This is a genomic window from Thiorhodovibrio litoralis, assembly GCF_033954455.1.
Taxonomy (GTDB): domain Bacteria; phylum Pseudomonadota; class Gammaproteobacteria; order Chromatiales; family Chromatiaceae; genus Thiorhodovibrio; species Thiorhodovibrio litoralis.
This window is the reverse complement of the sequence record NZ_CP121473.1, coordinates 3207526-3220756: the sequence shown is the minus strand read 5'-3', so window position 1 is coordinate 3220756 and position 13231 is coordinate 3207526. Positions and strand designations below refer to the sequence as shown.

Below are 13231 nucleotides of genomic sequence, written 5' to 3'. Positions count from 1 at the left end.
AAAACCAGGAGACAGTCCCAGTGTGTCACGCCTTTCTTGCCGACACGAACTTTTACCACCTGCTCACCCGGATCGACGAGTCGATTGCCGAGGAAGTCCGCGCGGGCGGCTGTGACTGCGGTGGTGCGTTGCACAGCGCCCGTTATCCGCGTAAGCCCCGAGGTGTTGTGCGTGGCGTCTTGGATGAGAGCTACCAGAGCCGTCTGAGTTTCTGCTGTGCCGCGGACGGGTGCCGGCGGCGCAGCACCCCGCCTTCCGTTCGGTTTCTGGGCCGCAAGGTCTATCTCGGGGTCATCGTCGTGCTGATTTCCGCCCTGCATTGCGGGCTGAGCGCATCGCGTCGCCAGCGCTTGATCAAGACGCTCGGTGTCACCGTCCAAACCCTGCGGCGGTGGCAGCACTGGTGGCGTGAGCAGTTTGTGCAAACCCGCTGCTTTCGATCCTTGGCTGGTCTGTTGATGCCGCCGATCGCCACCGAGCACCTGCCAGGATCCCTGCTGGAAAAATTGAGCGCAAAAGCGTTGTCCGAGCGCGTCGTGCAACTGCTGATATTGATCGCCCCGAGCACGACAGCGACAGGCTCGCTGTAGGGCAACGCCAACCCGCAGAAGACCTCATCGCGCCGCTGGGCGGCGCCTTCTAGACTCCCGGTGATGTGTGAAACAACTGGGAGGTGAAGACGAATGTCCGATGACAACGGCCTCGGTGATCCCGATGGTTGGGCGCGGTTGCGCTTTGCCATTATTGGTCCTTTATTGGCTGATCCTGCGCCGGCGAACGCGCTGGGCGCGCGGCTGAAGGCGCTAGCGGCCAAGTCATGGCGTCATCCGGTGACTGGGCGGGCGGTCAGTTTTAGCTTTGGGACCTTGGAGCGCTGGTATTACCTCGCACGCGATGCCCAAGACCCGGTGACCGCACTGCGCCCGCGCCGGCGCAGCGATGCCGGGGAGCAGCGCGCGCTGAGCCCGCGCCTGATGGAGGCCGTACAGGCGCAATACCGCGACTACCCCGGTTGGACGGTGCAGCTGCATTACGACAACCTCGCCGCCTTGTGCGCGGGCGATGAAACCCTGGGGCCGCTGCCCTCCTATGCCACCGTGCGCCGCTTCATGAAGCGCGCGGGCCTGCACCGCCGGCGTGTCCCGGCGCGCAAGACACCCGGGGCCGAGCAGGCCGCGCGGCGCCTGGAGGCCTGCGAGGTGCGCAGCTATGAAGCCCAGTATGTCCATGCCTTGTGGCATCTGGACTTTCATCATGGCTCGCGCAACGTCCTCACCCGGGGTGGCGTCTGGGTCAAGCCCCTGCTGCTGGCGGTCATCGACGATCACTCGCGCCTGATCTGCCATCTGCAGTGGTACCTCGATGAGACCACCGAGACCTTGGTGCATGGTCTGGGACAGGCGTTGCACAAGCGCGGGCTGCCGCGCGCCCTGATGAGCGATAACGGCGCGGCAATGCAGGCCGAGGAATTCACCGCCGGATTGCATGCGCTGGGCATCCTCCACGAGCCGACCCTGCCGTACAGCCCGTATCAGAACGCCAAGCAGGAGCGCTTCTGGGCCACGCTGGAAGGCCGCCTGATGGCGATGCTTAAGGGGCTGGAGGAGCTGAGCCTGCAGCGGCTCAACACCCTCACTCAGGCGTGGGTGGAGCAGGAGTACCACCGCAAGGTCCACAGTGAGACCGCCGCCACGCCGCTTGCGCGTCTTCTCGATGCGCCCAACGTGGGGCGCCCCTGTCCGGACAGCGAGCAGGTCCGCGCCGCTTTTCGTTGTCGCGTCCAACGCCGTCAGCGCCGCAGCGATGGGACGCTCAGCCTGGCGGGCAAGCGCTTCGAGGTGCCGGCGCGCTTGCGTCACCTTGAGCAACTGCATATCGCTTATGCCCGCTGGGATCTGAGTGCTGTGGACGTGGTTGATCCCCACTCGGGCGCCATCCTCTGCCGCCTCTATCCCCTCGATAAAGCCGCCAATGCCTCCGGGCAGCGTCGGCGCCTTGAGCCCGCCGGCGCACCGCCACCGCCATCACAACGCGCCACGACGCTGCCACCGTTGCTGCGCGACTTGCTCGCCGAGTATGCCGCCACCGGTCTGCCGCCGGCCTATCTGCCAAAACACGATGACCTGGAATCCAGTCGATGAACAAGACCCTGCTGGCCCTCTATGGACTGAAGTTCAATCCGTTCTCCCCGGAGCTGCCGACGGCGGCACTGCATCGCAGCGCGCCGGTGGAGCAGTTTTGCTGGCGCATCGAGCAGAGCCTGATCCGCGAAGGCGGTTTTGCGCTCATTCAAGGTGATCCGGGTACCGGCAAGAGTGCGGTACTGCGCCTGCTCGATGAGCGTCTGCGCCAGCTGCCCGATATCAGCGTTGGGGCGCTCACGCATCCCAGCTCGAAGGTGGCGGACTTCTACCGCGAGATGGGCGATCTGTTCGCCGTTGACCTCAAGCCCCATAACCGCTGGGGTGGCTTCAAGATCCTGCGCGAGCGCTGGCTGGCGCATCTGGAGACGACGCTGTTGCGCCCGGTGTTGCTCATCGACGAGGCGCAGGAGATGCATCCGACGGTGCTCAATGAGCTGCGTCTGCTGACCTCCATGCAGTTCGATTCGCGCACGTTGTTGAGCGTGATCCTGGCCGGCGATGGCCGCCTGGCGACCAAGCTGCGCCGTGAGGAGTTGCTGCCGCTGGGCAGTCGTATCCGTACGCGCCTGAGTATGGAGTATGCCAGTCGCGAGGCGCTGGTCGCCTGCCTGGAGCATTTACAACACAGTGCCGGCAATGCGAGTCTGATGAGCGCAGGGCTGATGAAGACGCTCGCTGAGCATGCGTTGGGCAATTATCGCGTGCTCACGACCATGGCGGCAGAATTGCTGGCGCAGGCTGCTCGGCTCGAACGCGCGCAGCTCGATGAACAACTCTACCTTGAGGTGTTTGGTTCAGCGGCGGGCAACGCCCGCCAACGCCCGAGTGCCAGGGCGGGCGCCTGATGAGCCGCTTGAGCGCTGAGCGCCCGCACCAGGCCATGACAGCGGCAAGACACACCGCCGTGATGCTTGAGGCATGGCACGACGCTGGCATCGTGCGTGCCGATTTGGCGGTGCGCACCGCCAAGGCGACGATGCTGTGGTTCCATGATCGCTCTTTGGATCAGCTTCCGTTGGGGCTGGCCAGAGCGCGCAATGTCCAACAGGCCGATATTTATATCCGTCCAGCCCGCGGCTATCCCTGGCCAATGGTGTTTCTCGATGATGTCGCACGGCCGATGGCGCAGCGCATCGCTCGGCACTATGCGGCCCTGGTGGTGCAGACTTCGACGCTCGGGGGCTGCCACCTGTGGCTACGGCTGACCCGCGCGCTCGATGAGGCGCAGCGCTGTGATGTGCAGCGTTGGCTGATCCCGCGCGTTGGCGCCGATCCGGGCTCGGTCTCCGGTGAGCACCTCGGTCGGCTCGCCGGGATGAAGAATGCCAAGCGTGGCGGGGAGTGGGTCAATGTCCTTCGGCGACCAAGCCCGCAGGAGCGCGTCTGGGATCCAACTCCGGCCTTGCCAACGATGGCTCCGGCTCCGCCGCCGGTCGTCAACTGCGCTCCACGGGCGCGCTTATCCACCGGGGATCCGTCCGAATCCGCCCGCGAATGGGGCTGGGTCTGCGGCGCTCTTGAGGCGGGCCTTGCACCGACCACGGTCTACCAGCGCTTGCTCGAGCGCGCGTCCCCGCGTCGCGGAGCCGATGCCGAGCGCTATGCCCGCTACACCCTCGCTCGCGCCATTCGCCAGAGCGCTAGAGGCAACTGAACCCGCTGCGTCTCTCCCCCCTCAGGGGGGGAGCGTGGTTCACGATTCCGGCTTCCCGCTGTCGGCCAGTAACGGCCCCCGTGATCCCACACGCATTCCATGTCCTTCAAATGGCTTGGAAATGGGTCCCGCAATTATCGTGATTACGCTCAATCTGGCGGTCTTCGTCATCGGCGTGACACTTATCTGGCTTCCAGGTCGTTTGATTGAATTGTTGTCCTATGTGGGAGCAGGGTTTCTATCCGACGTGCTGGGTGCTGGGGTTGCCGGTGTTGGTTTTGGAAGCATCGCTTTCGGTTTACGTCCTGGCCGAGGCATGCTCGTCTTTGGGGGATAATGGTCAGCGTCCCGGCTTGCGCTGCGCTTTGGCTTGGCTGGCTGAGCCTGAGCAGACTATTTGCGGGAATCGGCCGCGATTCTGAGCAAATTCAGTGAGGGAAAACAAAAAACCCCCTCAAACAACTTGACGCAAGTTGCCCGAGAGGGCTGTCTCCGAATTTCGCCAAAAACCAGGAGACAGTCCCAGTGTGTCACGCCTTTCTTGCCGACACGAACTTTTACCACCTGCTCACCCGGATCGACGAGTCGATTGCCGAGGAAGTCCGCGCGGGCGGCTGTGACTGCGGTGGTGCGTTGCACAGCGCCCGTTATCCGCGTAAGCCCCGAGGTGTTGTGCGTGGCGTCTTGGATGAGAGCTACCAGAGCCGTCTGAGTTTCTGCTGTGCCGCGGACGGGTGCCGGCGGCGCAGCACCCCGCCTTCCGTTCGGTTTCTGGGCCGCAAGGTCTATCTCGGGGTCATCGTCGTGCTGATTTCCGCCCTGCATTGCGGGCTGAGCGCATCGCGTCGCCAGCGCTTGATCAAGACGCTCGGTGTCACCGTCCAAACCCTGCGGCGGTGGCAGCACTGGTGGCGTGAGCAGTTTGTGCAAACCCGCTGCTTTCGATCCTTGGCTGGTCTGTTGATGCCGCCGATCGCCACCGAGCACCTGCCAGGATCCCTGCTGGAAAAATTGAGCGCAAAAGCGTTGTCCGAGCGCGTCGTGCAACTGCTGATATTGATCGCCCCGAGCACGACAGCGACAGGCTCGCTGTAGGGCAACGCCAACCCGCAGAAGACCTCATCGCGCCGCTGGGCGGCGCCTTCTAGACTCCCGGTGATGTGTGAAACAACTGGGAGGTGAAGACGAATGTCCGATGACAACGGCCTCGGTGATCCCGATGGTTGGGCGCGGTTGCGCTTTGCCATTATTGGTCCTTTATTGGCTGATCCTGCGCCGGCGAACGCGCTGGGCGCGCGGCTGAAGGCGCTAGCGGCCAAGTCATGGCGCCATCCGGTGACTGGGCGGGCGGTCAGTTTTAGCTTTGGCACCTTGGAGCGTTGGTATTACCTCGCACGCGATGCCCAAGACCCGGTGGCGGCACTGCGCCCGCGCCGGCGCAGCGATGCCGGGGAGCAGCGCGCGCTGAGTCCGCGCCTGATGGATGCGGTGCAAGCCCAGTACCGCGACTACCCCGGTTGGACGGTGCAGCTGCATTACGACAACCTCGCCGCCTTGTGCGCGGGCGATCAGACCCTGGGGCCGCTGCCCTCCTATGCCACCGTGCGCCGCTTCATGAAGCGCGCGGGCTTGCACCGCCGGCGTGTCCCGGCGCGCAAGACGCCGGGCGCTGAACAGGCCGCGCGGCGCCTGGAGGCCTGCGAGGTGCGCAGCTATGAAGCCCAGTATGTCCATGCCTTGTGGCATCTGGACTTTCATCATGGCTCGCGCAAAGTCCTCACCCGGGGTGGCGTCTGGGTCAAGCCCCTGCTGCTGGCGGTCATTGACGATCACTCCCGCCTGATCTGCCATCTGCAGTGGTACCTCGATGAGACCACCGAGACCTTGGTCCATGGCCTGGGGCAGGCGTTGCACAAGCGCGGGCTGCCGCGCGCCTTGATGAGCGATAACGGCGCGGCAATGCAGGCCGAGGAGTTCACCGCCGGATTGCACGCCCTGGGCATCCTCCATGAGCCGACCCTGCCGTACAGCCCGTATCAGAACGCCAAGCAGGAGCGCTTCTGGGCCACGCTGGAAGGCCGCCTGATGGCGATGCTCAAGGACATCGCGGAGCTGAGTCTGCCTCAGCTCAACACCCTCACTCAGGCGTGGGTGGAGCAGGAGTACCACCGCAAGGTCCACAGCGAGACTGCCGCCACGCCGCTTGCGCGTCTTCTCGATGCGCCCAACGTGGGGCGCCCCTGTCCGGACAGCGAGCAGGTCCGCGGCGCTTTTCGTTGTCGCGTCCAACGCCGTCAGCGCCGCAGCGATGGGACGCTCAGCCTGGCGGGCAAGCGCTTCGAGGTGCCGGCGCGCTTGCGTCACCTTGAGCAACTGCATATCGCTTATGCCCGCTGGGATCTGAGTGCTGTGGACGTGGTTGATCCCCACTCGGGCGCCATCCTCTGCCGCCTCTATCCCCTCGATAAAGCCGCCAATGCCTCCGGGCAGCGTCGGCGCCTTGAGCCCGCCGGCGCACCGCCACCGCCATCACAACGCGCCACGACGCTGCCACCGTTGCTGCGCGACTTGCTCGCCGAGTATGCCGCCACCGGTCTGCCGCCGGCCTATCTGCCAAAACACGATGACCTGGAATCCAGTCGATGAACAAGACCCTGCTGGCCCTCTATGGACTGAAGTTCAATCCGTTCTCCCCGGAGCTGCCGACGGCGGCACTGCATCGCAGCGCGCCGGTGGAGCAGTTTTGCTGGCGCATCGAGCAGAGCCTGATCCGCGAAGGCGGTTTTGCGCTCATTCAAGGTGATCCGGGTACCGGCAAGAGTGCGGTACTGCGCCTGCTCGATGAGCGTCTGCGCCAGCTGCCCGATATCAGCGTTGGGGCGCTCACGCATCCCAGCTCGAAGGTGGCGGACTTCTACCGCGAGATGGGCGATCTGTTCGCCGTTGACCTCAAGCCCCATAACCGCTGGGGTGGCTTCAAGATCCTGCGCGAGCGCTGGCTGGCGCATCTGGAGACGACGCTGTTGCGCCCGGTGTTGCTCATCGACGAGGCGCAGGAGATGCATCCGACGGTGCTCAATGAGCTGCGTCTGCTGACCTCCATGCAGTTCGATTCGCGCACGTTGTTGAGCGTGATCCTGGCCGGCGATGGCCGCCTGGCGACCAAGCTGCGCCGTGAGGAGTTGCTGCCGCTGGGCAGTCGTATCCGTACGCGCCTGAGTATGGAGTATGCCAGTCGCGAGGCGCTGGTCGCCTGCCTGGAGCATTTACAACACAGTGCCGGCAATGCGAGTCTGATGAGCGCAGGGCTGATGAAGACGCTCGCTGAGCATGCGTTGGGCAATTATCGCGTGCTCACGACCATGGCGGCAGAATTGCTGGCGCAGGCTGCTCGGCTCGAACGCGCGCAGCTCGATGAACAACTCTACCTTGAGGTGTTTGGTTCAGCGGCGGGCAACGCCCGCCAACGCCCGAGTGCCAGGGCGGGCGCCTGATGAGCCGCTTGAGCGCTGAGCGCCCGCACCAGGCCATGACAGCGGCAAGACACACCGCCGTGATGCTTGAGGCATGGCACGACGCTGGCATCGTGCGTGCCGATTTGGCGGTGCGCACCGCCAAGGCGACGATGCTGTGGTTCCATGATCGCTCTTTGGATCAGCTTCCGTTGGGGCTGGCCAGAGCGCGCAATGTCCAACAGGCCGATATTTATATCCGTCCAGCCCGCGGCTATCCCTGGCCAATGGTGTTTCTCGATGATGTCGCACGGCCGATGGCGCAGCGCATCGCTCGGCACTATGCGGCCCTGGTGGTGCAGACTTCGACGCTCGGGGGCTGCCACCTGTGGCTACGGCTGACCCGCGCGCTCGATGAGGCGCAGCGCTGTGATGTGCAGCGTTGGCTGATCCCGCGCGTTGGCGCCGATCCGGGCTCGGTCTCCGGTGAGCACCTCGGTCGGCTCGCCGGGATGAAGAATGCCAAGCGTGGCGGGGAGTGGGTCAATGTCCTTCGGCGACCAAGCCCGCAGGAGCGCGTCTGGGATCCAACTCCGGCCTTGCCAACGATGGCTCCGGCTCCGCCGCCGGTCGTCAACTGCGCTCCACGGGCGCGCTTATCCACCGGTGATCCGTCCGAATCTGCCCGCGAATGGGGCTGGGTCTGCGGCGCTCTTGAGGCCGGCCTTGCACCGACCACGGTCTACCAACGCTTGCTCGAGCGCGCGTCCCCGCGTCGCGGAGCCGATGCCGAGCGCTATGCCCGCTACACCCTCGCTCGCGCCATTCGCCAGAGCGCTAGAGGCAACTGAACCCGCTGCGTCTCTCCCCCCTCAGGGGGGGAGCGTGGTTCACGATTCCGGCTTCCCGCTGTCGGCCAGTAACGGCCCCCGTGATCCCACACGCATTCCATGTCCTTCAAATGGCTTGGAAATGGGTCCCGCAATTATCGTGATTACGCTCAGCTGGCAAGCACGATGCTTTCAAACCCTTCTGTACCGTTCGGCCTTTTTTTCACCGTGGCGCTCACCGCGACGGTTTGTATGTGGGACTGTCAGTACTCGGCGGCCACCTCGGAGCAGTTCGTCATCATCGGAAAAAGCGCATGCAGTCGGGACACGTCATTGGAGACAGGGAGCTTTCCAACACGACTTTCGGCGCCCCAGTGTCTCCGCGCAGCCTTCAGAATGACCTAAGAAAGCGCTTCAGAGGCGAACGTGGCCCCTGGTTTGGCTGGATAACCCTGGTTTGGCTGGATAAAAATAGAGAAAACCACGAGCAACCGGTTGTACGGCTTGGTGGGTTTGTTGCTTTCTCTTGCAGGCCTCTTTTACGTTGGCAAGAACATCTTTCTTGCTTCAGGCCAGGACCATTGGGTACCAGTCCCGGCTGTCGTGGTGGAGTCATATGAGACAACAGGCTCCAAAGGTTCCGGAGGCAGAACCTACTCTACCTAGTGCCTGGCCGAAAAGTGATTTTCACAAGAAAAGACAATGCGTTAGAATGCGAAGCGATTGGTGAAGTTTAGTCAATTTCTTGCTCCCTTAACCCCGGCGTATCCTGTGGCGATGGCAGGAAGAAGCGCAAGCAATTGAATGTATTAAGAATACTGGCTTGGCCGGCGGGCAATCGAGCCGCGCTGCACTGTCCCAACAACCCAAACTTCGTTCATACCAGCTTCTCCCATGCGTGACATCCTTCGTGCCCAGATGCAACTTGGCGAATGCGACATCGCTGCCATCGAGTTCGACTGCTTCTCCCGCGATGACATCCCGCGCCTGCTACGGGGCTTGCAGCACATCTACACCACCGAGGCGCTGCGCAATGAGGTCTTCGCCATCCTCGCCGATGTACTGCCGGTGCGCGCCGACGGCGAGGAGTTCGTCAGTGCCCAGACCGGGCGTCCGGGCATGTCGCAATGGCGCATTCTGGTCTTGGGCACCTTGCGCTTGGGGTTGAATGCCGACTACGACCGGGTGCAAGAACTCGCCAACCAGCATCGCCTGGTGCGCCAGATGCTCGGCCACAGCGACTGGGCCGACGAGCATCGCTACAGCCTGCAAACTCTCAAAGACAACCTGCGCCTGTTCACTCCGGAGCTGCTCGCGCGCATCAATGCCGTGGTGGTCAAGGCTGGACATGACTTGGTGAAACCGCATCCGGACTCCCCGCTGGAAGCGCGCTGCGATTCCTTCGTCGTTGAAACCGATGTGCACTTCCCCACCGACATCAATCTGCTCCAGGACGCCGTGCGCAAGACCATCGAGACCTCGGCGGCTTTCTGCAGCGACCATGGCCTGAGCGACTGGCGCCAGAGCGCCTACAACATCCGTTGCTTGAAACGAGCCTATCGGCGCGTGCAGCAACTCAAGCGCTCCACCTCCAAGGATGAAGCCAAGCGTGCGGCACGCGAAGAGGAGATCGATGCCGCTTACGGCGCTTACCTCGACATTGCCGAGCAGTTCCTCACTCGCGCCCGGGACACCCGCTACAAGCTCGTGGTGTTCCATCATGTCCCAGCCGAACAGTTCACCGCGCTCAATGATTACATCGACTATGCCGAACTGTTCATCGAACAGATCGATCGCCGTGTCTTGCAAGGCGAGCGCATCCCGCATGCCGAGAAGGTCTTCTCCATCTTCGAGCCCCATACCGAGTGGGTCAGCAAAGGCAAGGCCGGCACCCCGGTCGAGCTTGGCGTGCGCGTGGCCATCAGCGAGGATCAGTTTGGTTTCATCCTCCAGCATCGGGTGATGTTCGGTGAAACCGATGACCAAGTTGCCGTGCCCATCGCCACCCACCTCAAAGCCTGCTACCCACGCATCAAAAGCCTCAGTTTCGACAAAGGCTTTCACAGCCCCAGCAACCAAAAGCAACTCGCCGAGGTGATCGACTTCCCCGTGCTGCCCAAGAAAGGCAAGTGCAACGCCGCCGAGCGTGAGCGCGAGCAAGATCCCGCATTCCGCCGGCGCAAACGCCGGCACTCGGCGGTTGAATCAGCCATCAATGCGCTCGAAGGCCATGGTCTCGACCGCTGTCCCGACCATGGCGCGGACGGCTTCGAGCGCTATGTTGCCCTCGCGGTGCTTGGGCGCAACATCCACCGCCTCGGCGCCATCCTCATCGCCGCTGATGCCGAGGCCGAACGCCGTCGGCGCCGACAACTCAAACGCGCCGCTTAAGGCGATTCCGCCGGGTGCCGTGAGACGGCCCGAGGGATCGGTTTGCCTTAATTTTGTCGCATTTAAGAATCATTATTAATACGCAGATTTCGGTGCCGCTCGCACCGAAAAAAGCCGTCGACATGACGTGTTTAACTCGGCCGCAGCCGCGTATGGCTTGCGAAAAAATCGACTTTTCGGCCAGGCACTACATACCACTTTGAGTACAATTATCAGGTTGATGGAAAACAGTACACCGGAGATCGTTACTCCTTCTGGTCTCTAGGAGGGGAACCTAGCACGGGCGTGAAACTCTACCGCGTTGGACATAGCCTGACGGTCTACCATCACCCGACATGGCCAGGCTATGCAGTGGTTGAGCGTATGTCGCCCTCCTTTTTTACCTTTTCGGCTGGGGTATTGCTGCTATTGGTCGCTGTCCCAGCAGGCTGGATGTTGTGGACTGGAAAGTCGAATGGATAGCGGAACCCTAACGGAGAAATTGCACAGGATTTGGCGCCTGCCCGAAGAGGCTGCGCAATGAAAACGGTGCGGCGAGGGGAATTGCCCGACTCGCTTCAGCCGTGGCTGGACCCAAGCCACTCGTTACCTGAGCCGTCGCGCTTCTGGCCAACAGGCTTCCGCCGCCCTTGGTGGACAGTTCCAATCGTTCTGCTCACCGTGGTCATGACCTATCCGGTTCTGCGGGCCTATCTCTTGGGTAAAGCAAGCCCCGCTTACACAGCCGCGATGCTCGTCATGCTTTCTCTGCCGCTGCTCGTTGGCAGCCTGATCGCACTTCGCCGTTGGCTGCCGGCGACACGCGCGAGATGGTTGAGAGAAAAGGGGCGCTGGCGAGACGGCGTTTATCTTCTCGAAGACCGCCTGCTGTATGTCCGTGGCGAGACCGCAACCATCATCAAGCGTAGTCGGTTGCGTGCTCTGCGCACCAAACAGGACGCTGATCGGTTCAACAAGGACGGGAAACGCGAAGGCAAGCATCGCCTGTTACCGGCCATCGGCTACCAGGATGATCGAGGCAAGCAGGCATATCTGGCGATTGATGAGAACCGAGATATTTGGTGGTCATCGATCGCCGAACGCTGGGACGATTGGCGACGCACCGGAAAGCCCCCAAGCGCGGTTGAGCCACAAACAACTCGCGCGGCAATCAAGCAGTGGTTGCCAAACATCATCTATCTGCAACTGCTCTACCTGACCGTGGTGCTTGCAGGCGTCATCCTGTTTATCTTCTTGGCAGACTGGATCGATCCCGATACCGCATTCATCGTGAATGGTGGTGTTGCTTTGATCATGATGCTTGGCTTCATTGGCATCGCATTTAAGCTTCACAAGCCCTTACGCCGCTGGTTTCCAAAGCTTAACCTTTCCTACGAACATGGCGGCGGTTACGGCGTTTTGCTTGGCTTCTTTACGATGGGAAGTGTACTGTTCGTCGGCGCTCAAGGCAATGTGTGGTGGCAAACCGCTTTTGCTGAGCGCCTACCTGAGGTCTTCTTGGCTGAGGCTATGCGCTACAAGGGTGAGAACGTCATGCTCGGTCTGCGCGATGCCAGGGTTGATCAAGGGAAATTCGGCGTCGAATACGGCGCATACCAACCTTGGATCTTCAGCGCTGCAGAACGCGAAAGCAACCGCGGCCCTTATCACTATGTTGCGAGACTCGTCTCTACCCGTTCACCAGAGACATGTTTGTACGTGGCCGCTGTCGAAGATGATCCTCTCATTAAGACTGAGCGACGCAGCAGCGCAGAGCGTCTGCTCACAACGGCACCCTATTATCGTGAACCACTTGGTTTGGGCCGCACCGAAAAGGCCAGGGCATGGCAACACGCACTCGACGACCTGGAAGGTAGCGAAACGCGGAGGTGCCAAAATATGATGGTTGAGCCAATTGCTGATCCAGATGCGCTTGCCGCCAAGGATTGGCGGCAGCTTTGGTGGGTAATCCTGCTCTTACAACTGCTCCCCTTGGTGATGTTGTCTATTTGGGCTGGATTCAAGCGAGAAAATCGCTGGCTCTGATAGATACATCCGGTGAAGGCGGTGGATTGTCTACTCATGGCCGCTACCTGAGGCTTCGCATCACGGCCATCATGGAGCACTCAACATAATGGCCGAATCTAGCGCGGTGCTGAGGTCCGGCTCGCGTCGCGGGAGAGACGATTGATCGCCACTTTTTTGCTTTTGTCTAAGGTGAGAACCCGGTGGCTAGTTTGGCGCATTGGATACTGAGGCTTCAGCATCGGCTGCGTCGCGGACGCAGTCGGGAGGGAAGACTGTCGGCGATTTTCGTCGCCGACCAAGCAGGCGCGCCGATGCGCTCCTGTGATCAGGCCTTGGCACTTGTTGACGCGGGACTCGCCGATGATCGCTACGCGCGCGGGGGCGGGTTTTGGCGGCTGACCGATGGGTGTCAGATCACGCTGATCTGCGCCGAGGATCTGATTCGGGCACAACTCCGGCATGGGCTAGCACTTGATGCCGGCCAGCATCGGCGAAACTTGGTCGTTTCCGGGTTGGCACGAACTGAACTGCGCAACCGGGAAATCCGCATCGGCGATGCCCTGTTTGAATGGCATCGGGTCCGCCCGCCGTGCGGTTATCTCGACCGAATCTCGGGGCATGGAACGGCGAAGGCTTTGGGACGGCATTCCGGTCACTGTCTTCGCGTGCGCAAAGCGGGCCTGATTAAGGTGGGTGACCGCGTTCATGTCTCACCACCGTTGAGTGGATCGCAATGCTGATCAGCGCGGCATG

The 13231-nt window shown here is 62.1% G+C and carries 12 protein-coding genes and 1 pseudogene; all 13 read left to right on the top strand.

Annotated features, from left to right (window positions below; all coding sequences use genetic code 11):
* The first annotated feature begins 20 nt into the window (after positions 1-20).
* Positions 21-590, top strand: coding sequence for a hypothetical protein (locus tag Thiosp_RS14325; protein WP_323696484.1), 570 nt, complete (start codon positions 21-23; stop codon positions 588-590).
* A gap of 93 nt (positions 591-683) precedes the next feature.
* A complete protein-coding gene (locus Thiosp_RS14320) occupies positions 684-2141 on the top strand; it encodes a DDE-type integrase/transposase/recombinase (RefSeq protein ID WP_323696457.1) in 1458 nt (485 codons plus the stop codon).
* The gene (locus Thiosp_RS14315; RefSeq protein WP_323696456.1) at positions 2138-2989 is read left to right on the top strand and encodes an ExeA family protein; all 852 of its coding nucleotides are present in this window, start codon (positions 2138-2140) and stop codon (positions 2987-2989) included. The genes Thiosp_RS14320 and Thiosp_RS14315 overlap by 4 nt, the downstream gene beginning before the upstream one ends.
* Complete coding sequence (locus Thiosp_RS14310) at positions 2989-3798, top strand: DNA-primase RepB domain-containing protein (RefSeq protein WP_323696455.1); 810 nt, start codon at positions 2989-2991, stop codon at positions 3796-3798. The genes Thiosp_RS14315 and Thiosp_RS14310 overlap by 1 nt, the downstream gene beginning before the upstream one ends.
* 34 nt (positions 3799-3832) lie before the next feature.
* Complete coding sequence (locus tag Thiosp_RS14305) at positions 3833-4135, top strand: hypothetical protein (protein WP_323696485.1); 303 nt, start codon at positions 3833-3835, stop codon at positions 4133-4135.
* 188 nt (positions 4136-4323) lie between these two features.
* Complete coding sequence (locus tag Thiosp_RS14300) at positions 4324-4893, top strand: hypothetical protein (protein WP_323696484.1); 570 nt, start codon at positions 4324-4326, stop codon at positions 4891-4893.
* 93 nt (positions 4894-4986) lie between these two features.
* Positions 4987-6444: a DDE-type integrase/transposase/recombinase gene (locus tag Thiosp_RS14295; protein ID WP_323696483.1), complete on the top strand. Its 1458-nt coding sequence runs from the start codon at positions 4987-4989 to the stop codon at positions 6442-6444.
* Complete coding sequence (locus Thiosp_RS14290; protein ID WP_323696456.1) at positions 6441-7292, top strand: ExeA family protein; 852 nt, start codon at positions 6441-6443, stop codon at positions 7290-7292. Before Thiosp_RS14295 ends, Thiosp_RS14290 begins: the two co-directional genes overlap by 4 nt.
* A complete protein-coding gene (locus tag Thiosp_RS14285) occupies positions 7292-8101 on the top strand; it encodes a DNA-primase RepB domain-containing protein (RefSeq protein WP_323696455.1) in 810 nt (269 codons plus the stop codon). Before Thiosp_RS14290 ends, Thiosp_RS14285 begins: the two co-directional genes overlap by 1 nt.
* 873 nt (positions 8102-8974) lie before the next feature.
* Positions 8975-10471, top strand: a complete 1497-nt coding sequence (locus Thiosp_RS14280; protein WP_323696482.1) for an ISNCY family transposase — start codon at positions 8975-8977, stop codon at positions 10469-10471.
* Between the two features lie 237 nt (positions 10472-10708).
* A pseudogene (locus Thiosp_RS24735) lies at positions 10709-10933 on the top strand (hypothetical protein); the annotation flags it as partial.
* 57 nt (positions 10934-10990) lie between these two features.
* Positions 10991-12496 carry a hypothetical protein gene (locus tag Thiosp_RS14275; protein WP_201063218.1) on the top strand — a complete coding sequence of 502 codons (1506 nt, stop codon included), beginning with the start codon at positions 10991-10993 and terminating at the stop codon, positions 12494-12496.
* 293 nt (positions 12497-12789) lie between these two features.
* Positions 12790-13218, top strand: coding sequence for an MOSC domain-containing protein (locus Thiosp_RS14270; RefSeq protein WP_242518194.1), 429 nt, complete (start codon positions 12790-12792; stop codon positions 13216-13218).
* The last annotated feature ends 13 nt before the right edge of the window (positions 13219-13231 follow it).

Excerpts from the sequence above, each read along its gene's own strand:
- Thiosp_RS14320 (WP_323696457.1), top strand. The coding sequence starts at position 684 with ATGTCCGATGACAACGGCCTCGGTGATCCCGATGGTTGGGCGCGGTTG.
- Thiosp_RS14315 (WP_323696456.1), top strand. The coding sequence starts at position 2,138 with ATGAACAAGACCCTGCTGGCCCTCTATGGACTGAAGTTCAATCCGTTC.
- Thiosp_RS14310 (WP_323696455.1), top strand. The coding sequence starts at position 2,989 with ATGAGCCGCTTGAGCGCTGAGCGCCCGCACCAGGCCATGACAGCGGCA.
- Thiosp_RS14295 (WP_323696483.1), top strand. The coding sequence starts at position 4,987 with ATGTCCGATGACAACGGCCTCGGTGATCCCGATGGTTGGGCGCGGTTG.
- Thiosp_RS14290 (WP_323696456.1), top strand. The coding sequence starts at position 6,441 with ATGAACAAGACCCTGCTGGCCCTCTATGGACTGAAGTTCAATCCGTTC.
- Thiosp_RS14285 (WP_323696455.1), top strand. The coding sequence starts at position 7,292 with ATGAGCCGCTTGAGCGCTGAGCGCCCGCACCAGGCCATGACAGCGGCA.
- Thiosp_RS14280 (WP_323696482.1), top strand. The coding sequence starts at position 8,975 with ATGCGTGACATCCTTCGTGCCCAGATGCAACTTGGCGAATGCGACATC.
- Thiosp_RS14275 (WP_201063218.1), top strand. The coding sequence starts at position 10,991 with ATGAAAACGGTGCGGCGAGGGGAATTGCCCGACTCGCTTCAGCCGTGG.
- Thiosp_RS14270 (WP_242518194.1), top strand. The coding sequence starts at position 12,790 with ATGCGCTCCTGTGATCAGGCCTTGGCACTTGTTGACGCGGGACTCGCC.